Origin of the sequence: Arthrobacter ulcerisalmonis (assembly GCF_900609065.1) — a bacterium.
Lineage (GTDB): Bacteria > Actinomycetota > Actinomycetes > Actinomycetales > Micrococcaceae > Arthrobacter > Arthrobacter ulcerisalmonis.
In genome coordinates this window covers 1-20845 of sequence record NZ_UXAU01000030.1, presented here as the reverse complement: position 1 = coordinate 20845, position 20845 = coordinate 1, and the positions used below count along the sequence as shown (strand labels likewise).

At 63.6% G+C, this 20845-nt stretch carries 16 protein-coding genes; 9 read left to right on the top strand and 7 right to left on the bottom strand.

Going from position 1 to position 20845, the window contains the following annotated elements; translation table 11 throughout:
* Window positions 1–110: 110 nt before the first annotated feature.
* Window positions 111–3917 carry a multifunctional oxoglutarate decarboxylase/oxoglutarate dehydrogenase thiamine pyrophosphate-binding subunit/dihydrolipoyllysine-residue succinyltransferase subunit gene (locus PSET11_RS10790; RefSeq protein ID WP_124092170.1) on the bottom strand — a complete coding sequence of 1269 codons (3807 nt, stop codon included), beginning with the start codon at window positions 3915–3917 and terminating at the stop codon, window positions 111–113.
* A gap of 472 nt (window positions 3918–4389) precedes the next feature.
* Between PSET11_RS10790 and PSET11_RS10785 the strand changes: the two genes are divergently transcribed.
* The 5 genes from PSET11_RS10785 to PSET11_RS10765 all read left to right on the top strand — a co-directional run bounded on the left by PSET11_RS10785 (window position 4390) and on the right by PSET11_RS10765 (window position 9634).
* Window positions 4390–5763, top strand: coding sequence for a hemolysin family protein (locus PSET11_RS10785; RefSeq protein ID WP_124092168.1), 1374 nt, complete (start codon window positions 4390–4392; stop codon window positions 5761–5763).
* Window positions 5760–6830: a hemolysin family protein gene (locus tag PSET11_RS10780; protein ID WP_124092166.1), complete on the top strand. Its 1071-nt coding sequence runs from the start codon at window positions 5760–5762 to the stop codon at window positions 6828–6830. The genes PSET11_RS10785 and PSET11_RS10780 overlap by 4 nt, the downstream gene beginning before the upstream one ends.
* Before the next feature lie 100 nt (window positions 6831–6930).
* Window positions 6931–7944: a metal ABC transporter solute-binding protein, Zn/Mn family gene (locus PSET11_RS10775; protein ID WP_124092164.1), complete on the top strand. Its 1014-nt coding sequence runs from the start codon at window positions 6931–6933 to the stop codon at window positions 7942–7944.
* Window positions 7941–8759 carry a metal ABC transporter ATP-binding protein gene (locus PSET11_RS10770; protein WP_124092162.1) on the top strand — a complete coding sequence of 273 codons (819 nt, stop codon included), beginning with the start codon at window positions 7941–7943 and terminating at the stop codon, window positions 8757–8759. The genes PSET11_RS10775 and PSET11_RS10770 overlap by 4 nt, the downstream gene beginning before the upstream one ends.
* Window positions 8759–9634 (top strand): metal ABC transporter permease, encoded by an 876-nt coding sequence (locus PSET11_RS10765; RefSeq protein ID WP_124092160.1) that lies wholly within the window; start codon window positions 8759–8761, stop codon window positions 9632–9634. Before PSET11_RS10770 ends, PSET11_RS10765 begins: the two co-directional genes overlap by 1 nt.
* A gap of 10 nt (window positions 9635–9644) precedes the next feature.
* Here PSET11_RS10765 and PSET11_RS10760 read toward each other — a convergent pair whose 3' ends face one another.
* Window positions 9645–10106 carry a Fur family transcriptional regulator gene (locus PSET11_RS10760; protein ID WP_124092158.1) on the bottom strand — a complete coding sequence of 154 codons (462 nt, stop codon included), beginning with the start codon at window positions 10104–10106 and terminating at the stop codon, window positions 9645–9647.
* A gap of 92 nt (window positions 10107–10198) precedes the next feature.
* On the opposite strand from PSET11_RS10760, the gene PSET11_RS10755 reads away from it, so the two are divergent.
* Window positions 10199–10855: an MBL fold metallo-hydrolase gene (locus PSET11_RS10755; protein ID WP_124092156.1), complete on the top strand. Its 657-nt coding sequence runs from the start codon at window positions 10199–10201 to the stop codon at window positions 10853–10855.
* A gap of 23 nt (window positions 10856–10878) precedes the next feature.
* On the opposite strand, the gene PSET11_RS10750 is transcribed toward PSET11_RS10755, so the two are convergent.
* A complete protein-coding gene (locus PSET11_RS10750; RefSeq protein WP_124092231.1) occupies window positions 10879–11991 on the bottom strand; it encodes a PLP-dependent cysteine synthase family protein in 1113 nt (370 codons plus the stop codon).
* A 93-nt stretch (window positions 11992–12084) separates the two neighbouring features.
* Between PSET11_RS10750 and PSET11_RS10745 the strand changes: the two genes are divergently transcribed.
* From PSET11_RS10745 to PSET11_RS10735, 3 genes are read left to right on the top strand one after another with little or no spacing between them, the layout of a single operon-like run.
* Window positions 12085–12990, top strand: coding sequence for a sulfurtransferase (locus PSET11_RS10745; RefSeq protein ID WP_124092154.1), 906 nt, complete (start codon window positions 12085–12087; stop codon window positions 12988–12990).
* Window positions 12987–14126, top strand: a complete 1140-nt coding sequence (locus PSET11_RS10740) for an NAD(P)-dependent alcohol dehydrogenase (RefSeq protein WP_124092152.1) — start codon at window positions 12987–12989, stop codon at window positions 14124–14126. Before PSET11_RS10745 ends, PSET11_RS10740 begins: the two co-directional genes overlap by 4 nt.
* The gene (locus tag PSET11_RS10735) at window positions 14123–14551 is read left to right on the top strand and encodes an HIT family protein (RefSeq protein ID WP_124092150.1); all 429 of its coding nucleotides are present in this window, start codon (window positions 14123–14125) and stop codon (window positions 14549–14551) included. The genes PSET11_RS10740 and PSET11_RS10735 overlap by 4 nt, the downstream gene beginning before the upstream one ends.
* Here the strand turns inward: PSET11_RS10735 and hrpA are convergent.
* From hrpA to PSET11_RS10715, 4 genes are all read right to left on the bottom strand, one after another.
* Window positions 14548–18552: an ATP-dependent RNA helicase HrpA gene (gene hrpA, locus PSET11_RS10730; RefSeq protein ID WP_124092147.1), complete on the bottom strand. Its 4005-nt coding sequence runs from the start codon at window positions 18550–18552 to the stop codon at window positions 14548–14550. The two genes, PSET11_RS10735 and hrpA, sit on opposite strands and share 4 nt — an antisense overlap.
* Before the next feature lie 49 nt (window positions 18553–18601).
* A complete protein-coding gene (locus PSET11_RS10725) occupies window positions 18602–18889 on the bottom strand; it encodes a protealysin inhibitor emfourin (protein ID WP_124092145.1) in 288 nt (95 codons plus the stop codon).
* Window positions 18890–18925: 36 nt separating this feature from the next.
* Complete coding sequence (locus PSET11_RS10720) at window positions 18926–19966, bottom strand: M4 family metallopeptidase (protein ID WP_238989119.1); 1041 nt, start codon at window positions 19964–19966, stop codon at window positions 18926–18928.
* Window positions 19967–20182: 216 nt separating this feature from the next.
* The coding region (locus PSET11_RS10715; protein WP_203415958.1) for a hypothetical protein at window positions 20183–20845 on the bottom strand (663 nt) is incomplete at its 5' end.

Here is a 20845-nt window from a genome sequence, read left to right as displayed (position 1 = left end):
CAGAACCAATAAGCGGCGTTGGTCCTGTATAGCAGCGTTGGTTCCATTAAACAGACCTGCCCGGCGGGAAGTCGGCATTTCGACGTCCAGCCGGGCAGGTCGGCTTGGATCTACTTCTTCGCGAAGGCCTGCTTGAGCAGCAGATCCTGCTCAGCGGCGTGGCGCTTCATGGAGCCTGCGGCCGTGGAGGCCGAGGCGGGACGGGAGGCCAAGCGCACCCGGCGGTCCAGTGCATCGGGCAGGTTCAGGCCCATGAACGGCCACGGGCCCTGGTTTGCCGGCTCGTCCTGCGCCCAGACAACCTCGGCGTTGGGGTACTTGGCAAGCTCCGCGGCGATCTCTTCGCTGGGCAGCGGGTACAGCTGCTCAACGCGGACGATCGCGGTGGTCTTGTCCTCGGTCTTCTGTCGGGTGGACAGCAGATCGTAGTACAGGCGGCCGGAAACCAGCAGGACACGTTCGACGGTGTCTGCCACCAACGGTTCGTGGTCCGGGATGACCGGGAGGAACGTTCCGGTGGTGAAGTCCTCCACCGACGAGGCAGCGGCCTTGAGGCGCAGCAACTGCTTGGGGGTGAAGATGATCAGCGGCTTGCGCGGCCGGCTGTACGCCTGACGACGCAGCAGGTGGAAGTGCGAGGCGGCCGTGGTGGGGTTCGCCACGATCATGTTCTGCTCGGCACACATCTGCAGGAAGCGTTCAATCCGAGCCGAGGAGTGGTCCGGTCCTTGGCCTTCATAGCCGTGCGGGAGCATCAGCACCAGCGAGGAACGCTGGCCCCACTTCTGCTCGGCGGAGGAGATGAACTCATCGATGATGGTCTGGGCGCCGTTGACGAAGTCGCCAAACTGCGCTTCCCACAGAACCAGGGCATCGGGGCGTTCCACCGAGTAGCCGTATTCGAAGCCCATGGCTGCGTATTCGGACAACAGCGAATCGTAGATCCACAGTTTTGCCTGGTTGTCGGACAGGTTGCCCAGGGGCAGCCATTCCTTGCCATTGGCGCGGTCGTGGAAGACGGCGTGCCGCTGCACGAAGGTGCCACGCCTGGAGTCCTGGCCGGCAAGCCGGACGGGGACGCCTTCCATGATCAACGAGCCGAACGCTGCGAGTTCGCCGAAGCCCCAGTCGATCCCGCCTTCACGGGACATTGCTTCGCGCTTTTCCAGGAGCTGCTTGAGCTTGGTGTGCACGGTGAAGCCCTCGGGGACGTCCACGTGTGCCTGGCCGATCCGGGCCAGTGTCTCTTTCGAGATGGCAGTGGACGCGGGGGAGTTGATGCCGCTGTCGGACTGCTGGGCGATGGGCCGCTCCAGGCCTGAGACGGCTGCTGAGTCGGCGGTAATGATGGGGATGGGCGAGGTCTGGGCGGCGTGGGTTTCCGCGAAGACGCGCTCCAGCCGTTCCTGGTAGTCGCGGAGCAGCTGCTCTGCTTCTTCCTCGGTGATGTCACCGCGGCCAATCAGCGATTCCGTGTAGAGCTTACGGACGGAACGCTTGGCCTCGATCAGGTTGTACATCAGCGGCTGGGTCATCGAGGGGTCATCACCCTCGTTGTGGCCACGACGCCGGTAGCACACCATGTCGATGACAACATCCTTGTGGAACCGCTGGCGGAACTCATAGGCGAGCTGGCCAATACGGACCACAGCTTCGGGATCATCGCCGTTGACGTGGAACACCGGTGCCTGGATCATCTTGGCGACATCAGTGGAGTACGTCGATGACCGGGATGAGGACGGCGCGGTGGTGAAGCCCACCTGGTTGTTGACCACCACGTGGATGGTGCCACCGGTGCGGTAGCCGCGCAGCTGCGAAAGGTTCAGCGTTTCCGCTACCACGCCCTGGCCGGCGAAAGCGGCGTCGCCGTGCACCATGATGGGCAGAACGGGGAACGATTCGCCCTGGTCCAGGCGATCCTGCTTGGCGCGGACGATGCCTTCGAGGACAGAATCGACTGCCTCAAGGTGTGACGGGTTGGCAGCCAGGTAGACCTTGGTTTCCTTGCCGTTATCCGACGTGAAGGTGCCCTCGGTGCCCAGGTGGTACTTGACGTCACCAGAGCCCTGGACGGAGCGCGGATCCTGGGTGCCCTCGAATTCGCGGAACACCTGCGCGTAGGTCTTGCCGGCGATGTTGGTCAAGACGTTGAGGCGGCCGCGGTGGGCCATGCCGATCGCAACCTCGTCCAGGCCGTCGTCGGCGGCGTCGGACATGATGGCGTCGAGCAGCGGAATCAGCGATTCGCCGCCTTCGAGGGAGAACCGCTTCTGGCCAACGAACTTGGTCTGCAGGAAGGTTTCGAACGCCTCGGCAGCGTTGAGCTTGGAAACGATCCGGAGCTGCTCTTCACGGCTCGGCTTGGAGTACGGGTGCTCCAGCTGGTCCTGGAACCACTGCCGTTCGGCAGGGTCCTGGATGTGCATGTACTCGATGCCGGTGGTGCGGCAGTAGGCGTCGCGGAGGACGCCCAGGATGTCGCGGAACTTGAGCATCGGCTTGCCGCCGAAGCCACCCGTGGGCCACTCCCGGTCGAGGTCCCACAAGGTGAGGCCGTAGGTCAGGATGTCCAGGTCCGGGTGCTTGCGCTGGACGAACTCCAACGGATCGGTGTCCGCCATCAGGTGGCCGCGCACCCGGTAAGAGTGGATGAGCTGCTGGATCCGGGCAACCTTGTTGATCTGGTCTGCCGGGTCGACCTGCAGGTCGGGGCTCCACCGGACGGGCTCATACGGAATGCGCAGGGATTCGAAAATTTCGTCGTAGAAACCCTGGGCACCGAGCAGCAACTGGTGGACCAGCTTGAGGAACTCGCCACTGCCTGCACCCTGGATGACGCGGTGGTCATAGGTGGAGGTCAAGGTCAGGACCTTGCTGATCGCGTTGTGGGCGATGATCTTCTCGCTGGCACCCTGGAATTCAGCGGGGTAGTCGAGGGCGCCGACGCCGATGATCGCAGCCTGGCCCTTGGAAAGCCGGGGCACAGAGTGAACGGTGCCAATGCCGCCCGGGTTGGTCAGCGATACCGTGGTGCCCTGGTGGTCATCGGCGGTGAGCTTGCCGGCGCGGGCCCGCTTGATCAGGTCCTCGTAGGTGTGCCAGAACTCGGCGAAGTTGAGGGTTTCGGCCTTCTTGATGTTGGGAACCATCAGGAGCCGGGTGCCATCGGGTTTGGGCATGTCGATGGCGATGCCGAAGTTCACGTGGGCTGGCTGGACGGCGGAGGGCTTGCCGTCGATCTCGTCGTAGAAGACGTTCATGGAAGGGAACTGCGAGAGTGCACGGATGACGGCGTAGCCGATCAGGTGCGTGAAGGACACCTTGCCACCGCGGGCACGGGCGAGGTTCGAGTTGATGACGACTCGGTTGTCGATCAGCAGCTTCGCGGGGATGGCACGAACGCTGGTGGCCGTGGGAACTTCGAGGCTGGAGACCATGTTGGTGGCAATGGCCTTTGCCGGGCCGCGGAGGACGGAGACAACGTCCTCTTCTGGCGCGGTAGGGGCTTTGACGTTTTTGGGCAGCTGAGCCGGGATGGGCTGGGCGCCATTGCCCGCACCGACTTTCCGGCCTCCGTCGCGCGCTTCAGTGGCGGGGGCCTTCTTCGCAGCGGGCGCAGCGGGAGCCGCTGCAGGTGCGGCTGCGACCGGGGCAGCAGGCTGGGCCGCGGCGGCAGGAGGAGCGGCAGGCGCCGGGGGAGCGGCAGCCTTGACGACCGGGAGTTCCCGAGTAGCCGGGTTCACGTCGGCAGCGTGTCCGTTGGACGACGCAGGCCCATCCTCGAAGGAAGCGAAAAGCGGCCACCACTTGGAATCAACGGCGTTCTTGTCCTGTTGGTACTGCTCGTACAGTTCGTCCACGAGCCACTCGTTTCCGCCAAATTCCTCTGGTAGACGGTGGCTTGGCTGCTCTGGCACTTGAAATACGCCTCTTCCATGAGTTTGATGTCCCTCCGGCCCCACGGTGCATCGGCACGTCGTTGGAACCAGTTTCTGCGTCCTCTGAACCCAGACCTTTGCAAGTCTAGTAATCATTCTCTGTTAACTACCAATTGTGGTGACGCAATTCATGTGGCGTCCGTCAACGTTTCGGGGCGCCCGATTCGCCGCTTCGAATGGCGCGTTCGGAACCCTGAGGAGACGTGCTCAGGAGCTCTACGTGCGCGTCAAACCCTCCTGGTGCCTCCTGTAGACTGAAGGCCTTATGGACAGTAAATCTAGGTGCCGGCCTGGGGGCTGTCAGCGGAGCAAGAATCACAGCACCGCGCAGTCCACCCGCAGAGCCGGCAAACCCCGAAAATCCGCCCATCACCCACAGGTTGAGCACCCCTACCAGAATCTAGTTTCTGCCGACGTGCGTGGGCTCGACCAACAGTTGGGGCGTTCCTGAATGGAATGGCTTCTCCTCGCTGCAGGCCTCCTGCTCATCGCCGGGACCGGGTTCTTTGTGGCCGTCGAATTTTCCCTCATCGCCGTTGACCAGCCCAGCGTGCAGCGCGCAGTCGATGAAGGTGACACGCGGGCGGTGGCCTTGTTGGCCTGCCTCAAATCCCTGTCCACCCAGCTTTCCAGCTGTCAATTGGGCATTACCCTCACCACGCTGCTCACCGGTTACGTCATGGAACCCTCAGTGGGCCGCCTCCTCGAGGGCCCGTTGGCCGCCGTCGGGCTTCCCGAAATCGCCGTGAGTGGGGTGTCCCTTGCCTTGGCGATGATCCTGGCCACCCTGCTCTCCATGCTCTTGGGCGAGCTGGTTCCCAAGAACATGGCGATCGCGCTGTCGTTCCGAGTCGGCCGTGCGCTGGCCCGCCCGCAGTTGATCTTCACCGCCATCTTCAAGCCGGCCATTGTGCTGCTTAACGGCTTTTCCAACCGGGTCCTCAATGTTTTCGGCCTTGAAGCCAAGGAAGAGCTTTCCGGGGCCCGGACGCCGTCGGAGCTGGCATCCTTGGTTCGCCGCTCGGCGGCCATGGGAACGCTCGACGCCGGTACCGCCAACTTCGTGGCCCGCACCTTGAACTTCTCCACTCGCACGGCCTCAGACGTCATGACTCCGCGATTCAGAGTGGAGACCATCGACGCCGACCAGCCCGTGTCGGACATCGTGGAGGCAGCCCGTCGGACCGGGTACTCACGGTTCCCCGTCATTGGCGACTCTCCCGACGACATCCGCGGCCTGGTCCACGTCAAGAAGGCTGTAGCCGTGCCGTCTAATCGGCGGCAGAAGCTCCAGGCCGGTGCCATCATGACGGACGTCCTGCGCGTGCCGGAGACCATCCACCTTGATGCGCTGATGGCTGAGCTCCGGGAGGGCAACCTGCAGCTCGCCATCGTTCTGGACGAATACGGTGGAACTGCCGGGATCGCCACCCTCGAGGACCTGGTCGAGGAAATCGTGGGCGAGGTGGCTGACGAACATGACAAGGCCCGTCCCGGTGTGCTGCAAAGCGCTTCCGGAGACTGGTTTTTCCCCGGCCTTCTCCGCCCCGACGAGGTCTCGGAGCAGGTTCCCGGCCTGGTTGTTCCGGACGAATCTGCGTATGAAACGGTGGGCGGATTTGTGATGAGCATTTTGGGCCGAATTGCCACCGTGGGAGACACCGTGGACGTCGCTGGCGGCACGCTGAGCGTGACCCGGATGGACGGTCGCAGGATCGACAGGATCTACTTCCGGCCCGCCGACCCCGAATCAAACGAGCAGGCTGTTACGGGCGCGAATCCCGCGGCCCAGCAGACTGCGCACGACGACGGGACGCGACCATGAGCGACTGGGCCGGGATCTTCTGGCTGGCTGTGCTGTTGCTGGGTAACGCGTTCTTCGTCGCCGCCGAGTTCGCCATCATGTCCGCCCGACGCAGCCAGATTGAGCCGCTGGCCGAGGCGGGCTCCAAGCGGGCGCAGACCACGCTGAAGGCGATGGAAAACGTGTCGCTGATGCTGGCGTGCGCGCAGCTTGGCATCACGGTGTGTTCGCTGCTGATCTTGCTGGTCGCCGAGCCTGCCATTCACCATCTCCTGGCCGTGCCGTTGGGAGCCCTTGGTATTCCTCTTGAGGTTGCCGACGTTGCGGCCTTCGTGGTGGCGCTGATCCTGGTGACGTTCCTGCACGTGACCTTCGGCGAAATGGTACCCAAGAACATCTCCGTGTCTGCTGCGGACAAGGCGGCCCTGTTTCTGGCACCGCCACTGATGTTCATTGCCCGCCTGGTGAACCCCGTCATCTCGGTTTTGAACTGGACCGCCAACCACATCCTGAAACTGCTCCGGATCGAGCCGAAGGATGAGGTCAACTCATCCTTCACGCTCGAGGAGGTGCAATCGATCGTGCAGGAGTCCACCCGGCACGGACTGGTGGTCGACGATGCGGGTCTCATCACCGGTGCCCTCGAGTTCTCTGACTACCGAGCCGCGGACATCATGGTGCCCGTCTCGGATCTGGTCATGCTGAAGGCGGGCACCACCCCGGTGGAGTTCGAGAAGGCAGTCAGCCGGACGGGGTTTTCCCGCTTCCCCATGCTGGACGACGACGAACTCCTGTATGGCTACCTTCACGTCAAGGATGTCTTGTCCATTCCCGACGAGGAATACAACACGGCGATCGCCGAGGTCAGGGTCCGTTCCCTCGCGAACGTGGCCATGGACGACGAGGTGGAAACGGCAATGTCCGTGATGCAGCGCTCAGGGCTGCATTTGGCCCGCGTCATTGGACCCGGCGGCACCACCCAGGGAGTCCTGTTCCTGGAGGACGTTATTGAACAACTCGTGGGCGAAATCCGCGACGCTACCCAGGCCACTGGAATCAGGCGGCTGGGCCAATCGAATGACGCCTGAGCCCTGACGCTCGGTGCCCGGCGTACATCTAAATAGGAATGATTCCTATTTAGATGTACGCTTGAGGGGTTCTTTCCGCCGTTTCAAAGTGAGGTTTCCCGTGCGCCGATCCGTCGCAGCCCGTCTATCCGTGGCCACTCTCGCAGCGGCCAGCTTGTTGCTGGCCGGTTGCGCCGCCCCGGCTCCCGCACCCGCTTCGGGCGGGTCGGATGGGATCGACGTCGTGGCCTCCACCAACGTCTACGGCGACATCGCGCAGGCCATCGGTGGCGATAAGGTCAGCGTCACCGCCATCATCACCAAGACCAGCCAGGACCCGCATTCCTATGAGGCGACTGCCCAGGATCGGCTGGCGGTGTCCAAGGCAGACGTGGTGATCGAGAACGGCGGCGGCTACGACGACTTCCTCACCACCCTCACCAAGGACAGTGCCGCTGGCACTGTGCTGAACGCCGTCGAACTTTCCGGCCTTGAGCACGAGGGCGCGCACGACGACGGCGCCCACGGCGACGCGTCGTCCGGCACCGCAGGTGCTACGGCCACCGCCACGGAAGCCGCCGACGATCACGGCCACGATCACGGCGATTTCAACGAACACGTCTGGTACAGCCTGCCCGCCATGGAGAAGGTCGCCGACGGTATTGCCGCCAAGTTCGCTGAGTTGGAGCCAGCCTCGGCGGCCACGTTTGAGGCAAACGCAACTAGCTTCAAGACCGCCGCGGCAGCAATTACGGGTACGCTGGAAACGCTGAAGACAACCGCCAAGGATGACAAAGTAGCCGTCACCGAGCCTGTGCCGCTGTACCTGCTCGCGGCAGCTGGGCTGGTCAATGTCACCCCCGAGGCGTACACGGCAGCGATCGAGGAGGGCTCTGACGTGCCGCCGGCGACACTGAAGGAAGCAACGGACCTGGTCGCTTCGGGCTCGGTGCGGCTCCTGGCCTACAACGAACAGACCGCCGGACCGCAGACCGAGGCACTGAAGAAAGCCGCCGACGCTGCCGGTGTTCCGGTCGTTGACTTCACCGAAACCCTGCCTGAGGGCAAGACGTACCTGCAGTGGATGACAGACAATGTTGGAAACGTCAGCAAAATTCTGGAGAAAAATAGTTGAAACCTGTGGTCAGCCTTTCCGGGGCGTCCCTGAAGTTCGGTAAGCGGGCGCTGTGGGAGGACCTGGACCTCACCATCAAGCCCGGCGAGTTCTTCGCTGTGCTGGGACCCAACGGGAGCGGTAAGACCAGCTTCCTCAAGGTGCTGCTGGGGCTCCAGGAATTGCATCAGGGGACCGTCACCATCGGCGGGTTGCCGGTGGAACGGGGAAGCAACTTGATCGGCTACATCCCGCAGCAGAAATCGTTCGCCCCTGACCTCCCCATGCGCGCCAGGGACTTGGTGGGTTTGGGTGTGGATGGCCACCGCTGGGGACTTCGGGTGGGCCACACCAAAGTAAATCGCCGCATCGATGAACTGCTCGAGTTGGTGGGCGCCTCCGATTACGCCAAGGTACCGGTGGGGCAGCTTTCCGGCGGCGAGCAGCAGCGGCTGCGAGTGGCCCAGGCCCTGGCCACCAACCCCAAAGTCCTGCTGTGCGACGAGCCGCTGCTGTCCCTGGATTTGCATCACCAGCAGGCGGTCAGTGCGCTGATCAATAAGCAATGCCACCAGGAAAACAGTGCAGTGGTTTTCGTGACCCACGAGATCAACCCGATTATCGACTACGTGGACCGGGTCCTGTACCTCGCCGGTGGCAGGTTTCGGGTGGGTCCGCCGGAAGAGGTCATGACCACCGAGGTGTTGTCCGAGCTCTATGGCAGCCACGTCGAAGTCATTCACGCCAACGGCAGGATCGTTGTGGTGGGACTTCCCGATGCCACCACCCACCACCACCACTCCGACACTGACGGTGTCACCGGAGAGGCTGCCTGATGGATCTCGACAGTATTCTCGGGGCCATCTTCAGCTTCGAAAACTACGGTGAACTCCTGGTGCTGGTGCAGAATTCAATCTGGGCTGGGGCAGTCCTGGGACTCTTGGGCGGACTGGTGGGAACGTTCGTCATGAAGCGGGACCTGGCGTTCGCCGTCCATGGCATCTCTGAGCTGTCCTTCGCCGGGGCGGCGTTTGCGCTGCTGATCGGTGCCGATGTGGTGTTCGGTTCGCTGATTGGGTCCGTGGCCGCCGCGCTGCTGCTGGGCCTCATGGGCGTCCGGGCGCGGGACAAGAACTCCATCATTGGCGTGATCATGCCGTTTGGGTTGGGACTGGGAATCTTTTTCCTCTCGCTCTACGAGGGCCGGACGGCCAACAAGTTCGGCTTGTTGACGGGGCAGATCGTTTCCGTCGATTCAGTCCAGTTGCAGGCTTTGGCTGGCACGGCCGTGGTGGTGATGCTGGCCTTGGCTGCTATTTGGCGGCCCCTGAACTTTGCCAGTGTGGACCCCGAGTTGGCTGAGGCGCGCGGCGTTCCCGTGCGCACCCTCGCCCTGGTGTTCATGGTGCTCCTGGGCGTGAGCGTGGCCCTGTCCATCCAGGTAGTGGGCGCGCTCCTGGTGCTGGCATTGCTCATCACGCCTGCGGCTGCTGCCCTGCGCGTGACGTCCTCGCCGGTGGCGGTGGTGGTCTTGAGCGTCACCTTTGCCGTGGTGGCCACGGTGGGCGGGATCCTGCTGGCACTGGGCGGCCGGATCCCCATCAGTCCCTACGTCACCACGTTGTCGTTCCTGATCTACGTGGTGTGCCGGGTGATCGGTGCCGTGCGGGCTAAAAAGGGCCTGAACGGCCGGGTGCTGGCAACGCGCTAGTGAAGCGGTCTTACAGCTGCCCGGCAGCTTTCAGCTTGGTGCAGTCTGGGCAGAGACCAAAGATTTCCACGGTGTGCGCCACTTCGGTGTAACCGTGTTCCGCTGCGGTCCGGGCAGCCCAGGTCTCGACGGCGGGTGCTTCCACCTCGACGGCCTTGCCGCAGTTGCGGCACAGCAGGTGGTGGTGGTGGCCGGTGACGGCGCAGCGGCGGTAGACCGCCTCACCGTCGCCGTTGCGCAGCACATCGACCAAGCCGTCATCGGCGAGGGACTGCAGGATCCGGTAGGCGGTAGCCAATGACACGGAATCGCCTTGGTTCTGCAGGATCCGGTACAGCTCCTGGGTACTCACAAAATCGTTGAGCTCGTCCAGTGCGGCGCTGACAGCCTTCCGCTGCTTGGTGACGCGTTGTTCCTTGCCACCAGTTGCTGGGGAGGGCGTAGCGGCGTCTGCCTGGGTGCCGTGGGGCATGGGGACGTCCTTCCGGAGGAGTACTGGCAACGTTAAAGGCTACCAGTGACAGGCCCGTGGACAGTGGTGGTAACGGACCATAGGCTGGCCAGATGCGACTCATCAAGTATTCCCACGCCTGCGTTCGGCTCGAAAAGGACGGCCGGGTGTTGGTCCTTGATCCCGGCACCTTCTCCGAAGCGACCGAAGCGTTGGCCGGTGCGGAGGCGGTCCTGATCACCCACGAACATGCTGACCATCTTGATGTGGCTGCGGTGACGGAAGCTTTGGCTGCCAGCGCCGGGCTTGAAGTCCATGCGCCGGCTGGCGTAGCGGAAAGTTTGCGGGCCGCGGCCCCTGGTGCGGCCATTCGGATTCAGACCGTAACGCCCGGTTCCACTTTTGATGCCGCCGGCTTCAGCATCCGCAGCTTCGGCGGGCAGCATGCACTCATCCATCCACAGATTCCCGTGGTGGCGAACATTGGCTACCTCGTTGATGACAACGTGTACCACCCTGGGGATTCCTTCATCATTCCCGACGGAATCAGTGTGAAGACCTTGTTGGTGCCGCTGCACGCGCCGTGGAGCAAGATGTCGGAGGTGGTGGACTTCGTCATTGGCGTCCGGGCCCCGCAGGCTTTCCAGATCCACGATGCCCTGCTCAACCCAAACGGACTGAAGATCGTCGAGTCGCAGGTGGAACGCTTGGGCGCTAAGTATGGCGTGGCGTACCGGCACTTGGCCGCCGGTGAGGCAGTGGAGGTCTAGGCGGGAGTTGCTGGGCGGGAAGTCTAAACCCCAGCTGCCGGCCATCTACCGGTGGCGAAGAACTCGGCAATCGTTGCCTGGTGCGGGGTGGGGTCCAGCTGTCGGGCCGCCAGCCACCCCTCATTGAAGTAGCTGCCAGCGTAACGGTCACCGCCGTCGCACATCAACGTGACGATGCTGCCGGTGCGGCCTTCCGCGATCATGCCGGCGATGGTCTGCCAGACGCCCCAGAGGTTCGTGCCGGTGGACGGGCCGGCGTGGAACCCGGCCAGCTCGTGGAGGTGCCGCATGGCGGCGATGGAAGCCGCATCGGGGACTTGGATCATGGCGTCGATCACAGACGGCACGAAGCTGGGCTCCAGCCGTGCCCTGCCGATTCCTTCGATCCGGGAGGGTAGGCCTGCCGGTTCGGAAGCGCCCAACCAGCCGGGGTAGAACGCGGAATTTTCCGGGTCGACAACCAGCAGTTTGCTGGCGTGGTTGTGGTACCGAAGGTACCGGCCGATAGTGGCGCTGGTGCCTCCGGTGCCGGCACCTACCACGATCCATTCCGGAACGGGATGCTGTTCCATGCTCAATTGCTGGAAGATGGACTCGGCAATGTTGTTGTTCCCGCGCCAGTCTGTGGCCCGTTCGGCGTAGGTGAACTGGTCCATGTAGTGCCCGTTGGTTGCTGCAGCGACCTTTTCGGCCGCTGCGTAGACCTCTGAGGCGTGCTCCACCAGCACACACGAGCCGCCAAAGTCCTCGATCAAGGCGATTTTTTCGGGGCTGGTGCTGCTGGCCATGACGGCCACAAACGGCAAGCCGAGCAGCCGGGCAAAGTAGGCTTCCGAAACGGCCGTGCTGCCGCTGGAGGCTTCCACAATGGTGGTGCCTTCCTTGATCCAGCCGTTGACCAAGCCAAAGAGGAACAGCGAGCGGGCAAGCCGGTGCTTCAGGCTCCCGGACCGGTGCGTGGACTCGTCCTTGACATACAGCTCGATTCCCCACTGCGTGGGCAGCGGGATCGAGTACAGGTGGGTATCCGCGGACCGGTTGTTCTCGGCTGTGATGGTGCGGATGGCGTGATCTGCCCACTCCCGTTCCGAGCTGGTGGTGCTGTCGCGGGTGGGGGATGCATTGGGTTCGTTCATCACCGGATCAGCCTACCTGCGGACCAGTGTGCGACTGCCCACGGCAGGACCCTAAAGTGGAAGCTAGCCGCCAAGCATGATCGAAGGAGTTCAATGCAACCGCTCATCACCGTGGCCCACTTGGCCGATCGGCTCGAGACTGGACAGCGCACGGTGGTGCTTGACGTCCGCTGGGCGCTGGGGGACCCGCTAGGCCATGAGCATTATCTGGCTTCCCATCTGCCCGGAGCCATCTTTGTGGACCTGGCAACGGAGCTGGCCGACGCCAGCGTCCAGGGCCGGGGGAGGCATCCACTGCCCTCGGTGCCCGCGTTCCAAGCTGCGGCCCGACGCTGGGGTGTCAACACAGGTGACACGGTGGTGGCGTATGACGACAGCGGCAACATGGCGGCGGCCCGGCTGTGGTGGATGCTGCGGAACGCCGGTGTTGACTCGGTGTTGATGCTCGACGGCGGCCTGTCGGCGTGGCGGGATGCTGGCCATCCGCTGGTGGCCGGGCCAGTCATCGCGACACCGGGCACCGTTGAGCTGTCCAGCGGCGGCATGCCGACACTGGACGCGTCCGATGCGTCGGGATGGTCAGCCGACGGCGTTCTCCTCGACGCTCGAGCCGGGGAACGCTACCGGGGTGAGCACGAACCCGTTGACCCGCGCGCGGGCCACATTCCGGGCGCCGTCAGCGCGCCGACGTCGGGAAACCTGGACGCGGCAGGGCACTTCCTGCCTGCCGAACAGCTGCGTGCGCGGTTCGACGCCTTGGGCGTTCGCGATGACGCGCCACTGGGGGTGTATTGCGGTTCCGGTGTGACCGCCGCGCACCAGGTGGCCGCGCTGGAGATCGCCGGATTTCCGGCGGCGTTATATCCGGGATCTTTCTCCGAATGGTCAAATCGGCCCGAACTGCCGGTGGCCACCGGCAGCGAGCCGGACGGCGCTCTCGCCGAGCCCTCAAGGTCGAGTGGAATCGACGCCGGGCATGAGGGTAGCGTCAAGCCATGACTCCCGGACGCCCCGTGCCACCGCCGCTTGCCCAGATCATCAGCCCCACGTCCGACGGCGGCCGGCTGGCTGCTGCGTACGGCGCAACGTCCGCGGACAGCGGCCTTGTCCCGCTTACCGTCAACCGGCGCGAACCGCAGGTTGACGACGTCGAGATTGACATCCAGTTCTGCGGCCTGTGCCACTCCGACGTACACGCGACGCGGGGGGAGTGGGGCGAACGTCCGTACCCGCTGGTGCCTGGCCACGAGATCGTGGGAACTGTCCGGCGGACGGGAGCTGGAGTCAGCGATTTTGCTGTTGGCGACAGGGTGGGTGTCGGCTGCATTGTTGATTCCTGCCGGGAGTGCGAAAGCTGCCGCAACGGCCTGGAGCAATATTGCGAGCGGGGCATGACCGGGACGTATGGTGCCAGGGACCGGCGAAACGGCGATGTCACCACCCAGGGCGGCTATGCCACCTCGGTCGTCGTGGATAAGCGGTATGTCCTGCGGGTGCCGGAATCCTTGGATCCGGCCGCTGCTGCACCTCTTCTCTGCGCCGGCATCACCACGTTTTCTCCGTTGCGGCACTTTGACGTTGAGCCTGGGGACGTGGTGGGCGTAGTTGGCCTCGGCGGGCTGGGGCACATGGCAGTGAAGCTGGCAAAAGCCATGGGCGCGCGGGTGGTGGTGTTTACTACCTCCGCAGCCAAGGAGTCGGCTGCCGTGGAGTTGGGAGCCGATCTGGTGGTGCTGTCGCGGGATGCCGAAGCCATGGCGGCGCAGGACCGGAGCATCGACGTCATCATCGATACCGTTGCCGCTCCGCATGACCTCACCCCGTATTTCGGTGCGCTCCGGTTGGATGGTGCCCTGTACCAGTTGGGTCTGCCGGCAGAGCCGATGCCTCCGGTGGAGCCGCGAGCTCTGCTTCGACGCCGCGTCAGCTACACGGCATCGGCCATCGGTGGTATTGCCGAAACGCAGGAAATGCTGGATTTCTGCGCCGAGCATGGTGTTGCATCGGACATCGAAGTAGTGGCAGCGACGCAGCTCAACGAGGCCTACCAGCGTATGGTGGCGGGCGACGTGAAGTACCGATTCGTGCTGGACACCAGCACCCTGCAGGCACCTGCCGAGGAGGCAAACGCATGAGCACGCTTTTTACCAAGATCATCAACGGGGAGATCCCCGGCCGCTTCGTCTGGCGGGACGAGCAGGTGGCGGCGTTCCTGACCACCGGGCCGCTGGCTGACGGCCACACCCTGGTGGTACCTGTGGAGGAAGTTGACCGCTGGACGGACGCATCACCCGAGACTTTGGCGCAGGTGATGGAAGTGGCCCGGAAGATCGGGGCCGTGCAGGTGTCGGCTTTCGGGTCGCCACGGGCCGGACTGCTGGTAGCGGGCTACGAAGTGAACCACCTGCACGTCCACGTGTGGCCCTCGCACAGCATGGCCGACTACGACTTTGCCACGGTAGACCAGCACCCCGACCCGGCCGTCCTCGATGCCAATGCCGAGAAACTGCGGCAAGGGCTCCGGGACGCCGGGCACGGGGACGCGGTGCCGGCAAACTAGGCCGGCGCCAGCGCCTTGTTGAGTGCGGTGCGGATGCGCTTCTCCGACACGGAATAAGCAGTGCCGAGTTCGACGGCGAACAGGCTCACCCGTAGCTCTTCGATCATCCAGCGCACCTGGGTTAAATCATGGCCGGCTCGCCGCCCCGGCAGGAGGGCAGCCACGGCATCGTCGTAGTCATCCTCAAGGCGTTGCACCACGGCCATGCCCAGTCCATCGCGTTGGACGTTGCCGGGCAGCCGCTCCAGCCGCTTCTCGATCGCTGCCAGATAGCGCGGCAGTTGGCTGAGCTGCGCGTAGCCCGTCTGTGCCACGAAACCTGGGAACACCAGGTTTTCCAGCTGGCTGCGGATGTCATTCAGCGCGCTGATCAGGGCCAGGCTGGTGCTTTCCCGGAGGTGCTTCTCGATCCTGCGGGCACTGGCCAGGATGCGCTCCACCACGGCCGTGACGCTGAAGACGGTGTCGATCAGCTCAGCCCGGACTCTTTCGTAGAGTGCGTCGAAACTAGTCCTGTCCCAGGGCAACGCTACTGGCGTGAGCTTATCCACGGCGGCCAGCGCGCAGTCGGCGATGAGCGCAGACACCGAGCCGTGCGGATTTTGGCTGAACGTCAACTTCTCGTTGTTACTCAAGTGCTCCAGCACGTACCTGTCGGGGGCGGGGACGCGCAGGGCAAGTAGCCGGATGACGCCGCCACGCATCGCTGTCTGTTGTTCGGTGGGAGTCTGGAAGACGCGCAGCGAAACTGCGGTGCCCGAATCGACCAGCGCCGGGTAGCCGGTGACGGTGTGTCCCTTGACTACGCTGCTGACTTCCTGTGGCAGGGTGCCAACCGTCCACTCGGTCAGGCCATCCTGCTCGGCAATCCCGGCCTGGGAAGCAGTAACCTGCGGCTGTGGCCCCGAACCGTGGACTCCTGAATTTCCTTCCCGAGACCCCTGTACCGCAGCGTTCTGCGCTCGCCCGCCCGCGGGTGTGCCGCCGTCGGACACGTGCTTCTTCCTGCCGCCCGCCGGAGCTGTGGTGGCAGGCGTGGCGCCCAGCGATTCGGCGATTGCCCGGCGGGTTGCAGGTGCCAGCTGTTCCTGGAGCGCCGGGAGGTCCTTGCCCTCGCCCACGAGTTTGCCACTGCTGTCCACCACCTTGAAGCTGACCCGCAGGTGCGGCGGAATCGCGTCCCAATTCCAAGACCCCGGCGGCACAATGGCGCCGCGAAGCCTGCGGAGGGCGAGTTCCAGGGCAGTTTCAAGCTCATCGGTGGCGGGGTCGAAGTCAGTTTCCAACATGGCGGTGGCTTGTCGGGCCACATCCGGCGCCGGAACGAAGTTTTTGCGGATCTGCTTAGGCAGCGATTTGATCAGCGCCGTCACAAGTTCCACCCGTTGGCCGGGAATCAGCCAGCGGAACGGGGCGTCATCCAACTGGTTCAGGAAGAGCACCGGCACCTCGGCGGTCACGCCGTCGGAGGGATTGGGTGCCGAACCGGGCGCGACGGGATGAAACTCGTAGCTCAGAGGCAATTCGAAGCCCTTGTGCAGCCAGATTTTCGGATATGCAGAATCGTCGAGGTCATCCGCATCGTCGCTGATCAGGAGTGACTTGTCGTAGTCCAGCAGATCCGGATGGTCCCTGCGGGCGTCCTTCCACCACTTGTCGAAGTGCCGTTCGGACACTACATCGGCGCCGATGCGGGCGTCGTAGAAATCGAACAGTGTCTCGTCGTCCACCATGAGGTCACGGCGCCGCATCCGCGCCTCCAGCTCCTCCACTTCGAGCAGGAGGGCACGGTTGCGGTGGAAGAACTTGTGGTTGGTTTTCCAGTCGCCTTCAACCAGTGCGTGCCGGATGAACAGCTCACGGGCCAGCACCGGGTCCACCCGGCCGTAGTTGATGCGACGTTGGGCGATGATGGGGACGCCGTAGAGGGTGACCTTCTCGTAGGCCATGACTGAGCCCTGCCGGGTTGACCAGTGCGGTTCGCTGTAGCTGCGTTTGACCAGGTCGGGGGCCACCTGCTCGGCCCACAGGGGGTCGAATCGAGCAGCAACCCGGGCCCAGAGTCGGCTGGTTTCGACCAGTTCTGCGGCCATCACGAATGTTGGCGACTTCTTGAACAGGGCGGAGCCGGGGAAGATCGCGAACCGGCTTCCCCGTGCGCCCGCATACTCGCGCTTGCGTTCGTCGAGGATGCCGATATGACTCAGCAACCCGGAGAGCAGGCTGATGTGGATGCCCTCGTGGTTGCCCACCGGGTCCGCCTCGCGATTGTTGTCGAGGCTGATGCCCAGCGGTCGCGCCAGTTGGCGGAGCTGCGCAAAGAGATCCTGCCATTCGCGCACTCGCAGGTAGTTGATGAACTCGTTGCGGCAGAGTCGACGGAAGGCTGAAGAGGAGAGCTCCTGCTGCCTTTCCTGCAGGTAGTTCCAGAGGTTAAGGAAGCCGGTGAAGTCCGAGTTCTCATCCTTGAAACGGTTGTGCTTCTCCGCTGCCAGCTGTTGCTTGTCGGTGGGCCGCTCGCGTGGGTCTTGAATGGTCAGGGCCGCAGCGAGGATCATCACTTCACGGACGCAGCCGCGCTTCCCGGCTTCCACAATCATCCTGCCCAGCCGAGGATCCACGGGCAGTTGGGCGAGCTGATGCCCGACGGCGGTGAGGCCACTGCTTTTCGACCCGCCCTGGGCGTTGCTCGCTTGGGCCGCGGGCAAGGCGCCGAGTTCGCGCAGGAGCGTCACGCCGTCGTTAATGGCTCGAGACTCAGGCGGTTCAACGAAGGGGAAGTTTTCCACGTCCTTGGGCCCGCGGGCCACGCCCATGGCGGTCATCTGCAGGATGACGGCCGCGAGGTTGGTGCGGAGGATCTCGGGATCGGTGAACGATGGCCGGGACTCGAAGTCCTCTTCGGAGTAGAGACGGATGGCAATACCGTCGGAGACGCGTCCGCAGCGTCCGGACCGCTGGTTCGCTGAGGCCTGTGAGACTCGTTCAATGGGCAGGCGCTGGACCTTGGTACGGTGCGAGTACCGCGAGATCCGGGCGGTGCCGGTGTCGATCACGTATTTGATGCCCGGCACGGTGAGTGAGGTTTCCGCGACGTTGGTGGCCAGCACGATCCGACGTTTGGAACCGGGATGGAAGACCTGATGCTGTTCTTGCAGGCTGAGCCGGGCAAAAAGTGGCAAGACCTCGGTGCCGGCGAGTTTCCGATTCGATTGGATCCGGGATTGGAGCGCGTCCGCAGCGTCCCGAATCTCGCGCTCGCCGGAGAAGAAGACCAAGATGTCGCCAGGAGCCTCGGCAGCGAGTTCGTCGACGGCGTCGCAGACCGCATCCAGGGGATCGCGATCTTCCTCAAGTTCGTCGTCGGACGCGTCGTCCTGGTCGTCCTTGGGCTGGGAGAGGGGGCGGTAGCGGATTTCCACCGGGAAGGTGCGGCCCGAGACTTCGATGATCGGGGCCGGCTGTTCCGGCGTGCCAAAGTGGTTGGCAAAGCGCTCGGGATCGATAGTGGCCGAGGTGATGATGACTTTCAGGTCTGGGCGTTGCGGGAGGATCCGCTTGAGATAGCCCAAAATGAAGTCGATGTTGAGGCTGCGTTCGTGGGCTTCATCGATGATGATGGCGTTGTATTTGCGCAGCAGCTTGTCGCGTTGGATCTCTGCCAGCAGGATGCCGTCCGTCATCAGCTTGACCTTGGTGTTTCGGCTGACGTGGCCGGTGAATCGGACCTGGAAGCCTACTTCTTCGCCGATCTCGACGCCGAGCTCTTCGGCAATGCGTTCCGCCACGGTTCGTGCTGCCAGCCGGCGGGGTTGGGTGTGGCCAACCAGGCCGTTATCGCCCAAGCCTAGTTCCAGGCACATCTTGGGTATCTGGGTGGTCTTTCCCGAGCCGGTCTCGCCGGCGATGATGGTGACCTGGTTGGCGGCAATGGCCGCCATGATGTCCTCGCGGCGCTCGGAAACGGGCAGCTCTGCGGGATACGAAATGTGAAATGTCATGGCTGATGAAAAGTCTACTGCGGCGAGTGGAATGTCGCGGGACAGCGGACTAGCGTTGCCGCGATTCTTCGCCTTCAGTTTGGGCGCACTCGACAAGGACGTGCCACGGACCGGTCACCTGGGTTTCAGGCAACTTGGCTTGCCTTTGGCCGGCGCGGATGGAGTAGATAAAGCGGTCAGCCTGGCCTGCTGGTGGGGCAGGTGGCGCCACGTCATCCCAGGGGCACGCCTCCACAAGGGGCATCCAGCGATCCTTTTCCTCGGAACTGGCAGCCACCACCGTCCACACCCGGGTGATTGCTGCGAAGCCCCCGCTGCGTTGAATGGTGATCTTCATCCCTGCACTGCCTTTGCGGTACCGCGGTGGTCCTGTCTAGGACTTGACCTTCACAGTGTCCCACGCCTGCTTCACCGCGTCATGCTGTGGTGAGTCTTTTCCAAAGAGCTCTTCGGCCGCAGAGAGCGTAGCTTTAGCGAACCGGCCGAAGGTGCACGCTTCAGGGAGATCTCCACTGGTAAGTGCGCTGTACCAGATCTGCCCTGGTTGGTCCCAGGCATTGCCGCCCAAGGACAGGGCGGTGAGGCAGAATGCCCGGTTGGGAATGCCAGAGTTGATATGAACGCCACCGTTATCCGCGCTGGTGCGGACGTAACCGTCCATCGAGTCGGGCTGCGGGTCCTTGCCCAGCACGTCGTCGTCGTACGCGGTGCCCGGTGCTTTCATGGACCGCAAGGCTGCACCCTGGACGGCGTCCGTGAAGAGACCTTCGCCGATCAGCCAACTCGCATCGGTAGCCGATTGACCCGCCGCGTACTGCTCCACCAGGGAACCAAAGACGTCCGACATGGACTCGTTCAGCGCGCCAGCCTGGTTGCGATAGGCGAAGCCGGCGGTGTGCTGGGTGACGCCGTGGGCGAGCTCATGCCCGATGACCGTCAGTGACTTGGTGAAACGCTGGAAGATCTCGCCATCGCCGTCGCCGAAGACCATCTGTTTCCCATCCCAGAACGCGTTGTCATACAGCTTGCCGAAATGCACTGTGGCGTCCAGCTTCATCCCGGCGCCGTCGATCGAGTTGCGGTTGTAGACGTCTGCGTACAACTTGTGCGTTGCGCCCAAGCCGTCATAGGCCTCATCTGCTGCTGGATCACCGGTGGCGGGTGCACCTTCTTTGCGGACGAGCTTGCCGGGCAGCGTTTCCGTGGATTCGGCGTCGAAGATGCTGCGCTGTGGCGGCTGAGGTGCGGCCTGGCGGGCTGTGGTGCGGGGATTCCCGGTCTGGATTCGAGTGGCCTGAATACCCCGGACGTGAACCAGGGATTCTTTGGCCGCCCGGGCGATGGCCTGCAACCGTGGTTCATCCTGGGTGGCCAGCCTACGCAGCATGTACGGCGGAATGATGGAGCAAAACATGATGATCCCCTTCGCATCTGGCCAGCTGGTTTGCCGGGTATGAACAGCTTAGGAGCGGGTGCCGACAATTGGGTGGGGGAGTAGCGGCATGTCTGGAGTCCGCGGGTGGTTGCTGGGCTGTGGTGCGCTCAACGTGAAGCGGATTTTCTCCGGTGCCGACGGGCTCTTGAAGCTCAATCTTGACGCGGGTACGTACCTGGGTTGGCTGTTGTTGGGTCAGTGTTCTGCTGCGAGGTAGGCGGTGAGGGCGAGTTCGAGGGGGCTGGGGCGTTTGCTGGCGAGCGTTTTGGCTCGTTTTCTGGCCTGTTTCAGGTCTCGAGATTGACTCTTCCGCGCCCGGGGTGAAGACGGCTGCTGGCCAGGCAAAGAGGCTGACCGGTGCAGGTTCTTCAACGAGGGCAGAACCATTCGTCGCTCGGACTTGGCGGGCACGATCCAGGCCACCGTTCCTGGAACCTGCTCCGGAACTGAACCCCGAACCACCTCGGCCGTCGGGTCCACGGAAACCAATGCCGGTAGCGCTTTTGGTTCCTGTACGCCTGCGGGCTCGAGCGTAAGCTCCGGGTCCTGAGCTGCTGCGGCTGGCGGCAGCTCAGATTCCAACCCGGCTGCCAAATCTGACTCCAACTCCGGTTCCAACGCCCATTCAGGCTCAGACGGCAGCTCGAGTAACCCTGCCCGGTCAAGTGCCACCTCCGATTCCAACACCCACGCTGGCTCAGGCGGCAGCTCTGGTGCCAACCCGGCACTGAGCTCACCAGTGGATTCGGCACTGATCACACCACCCCCATCGCCTGTCTGGGTGAGGGGATCTGGTGGGAGGTGGGTGGGTTCCCTTTCGGGTGGTTCCGCCGGATAGTACCTCCCACTCGGGGAGAC

Excerpts from the sequence above, each read along its gene's own strand:
- PSET11_RS10760 (WP_124092158.1), bottom strand. The coding sequence starts at position 10,106 with ATGCCCCACGGCACCCAGGCAGACGCCGCTACGCCCTCCCCAGCAACT.
- hrpA (WP_124092147.1), bottom strand. The coding sequence starts at position 18,552 with ATGACATTTCACATTTCGTATCCCGCAGAGCTGCCCGTTTCCGAGCGC.
- PSET11_RS10745 (WP_124092154.1), top strand. The coding sequence starts at position 12,085 with ATGCAACCGCTCATCACCGTGGCCCACTTGGCCGATCGGCTCGAGACT.
- PSET11_RS10725 (WP_124092145.1), bottom strand. The coding sequence starts at position 18,889 with ATGAAGATCACCATTCAACGCAGCGGGGGCTTCGCAGCAATCACCCGG.
- PSET11_RS10750 (WP_124092231.1), bottom strand. The coding sequence starts at position 11,991 with ATGAACGAACCCAATGCATCCCCCACCCGCGACAGCACCACCAGCTCG.
- PSET11_RS10735 (WP_124092150.1), top strand. The coding sequence starts at position 14,123 with ATGAGCACGCTTTTTACCAAGATCATCAACGGGGAGATCCCCGGCCGC.
- PSET11_RS10780 (WP_124092166.1), top strand. The coding sequence starts at position 5,760 with ATGAGCGACTGGGCCGGGATCTTCTGGCTGGCTGTGCTGTTGCTGGGT.
- PSET11_RS10785 (WP_124092168.1), top strand. The coding sequence starts at position 4,390 with ATGGAATGGCTTCTCCTCGCTGCAGGCCTCCTGCTCATCGCCGGGACC.
- PSET11_RS10720 (WP_238989119.1), bottom strand. The coding sequence starts at position 19,966 with ATGTTTTGCTCCATCATTCCGCCGTACATGCTGCGTAGGCTGGCCACC.
- PSET11_RS10765 (WP_124092160.1), top strand. The coding sequence starts at position 8,759 with ATGGATCTCGACAGTATTCTCGGGGCCATCTTCAGCTTCGAAAACTAC.
- PSET11_RS10755 (WP_124092156.1), top strand. The coding sequence starts at position 10,199 with ATGCGACTCATCAAGTATTCCCACGCCTGCGTTCGGCTCGAAAAGGAC.
- PSET11_RS10740 (WP_124092152.1), top strand. The coding sequence starts at position 12,987 with ATGACTCCCGGACGCCCCGTGCCACCGCCGCTTGCCCAGATCATCAGC.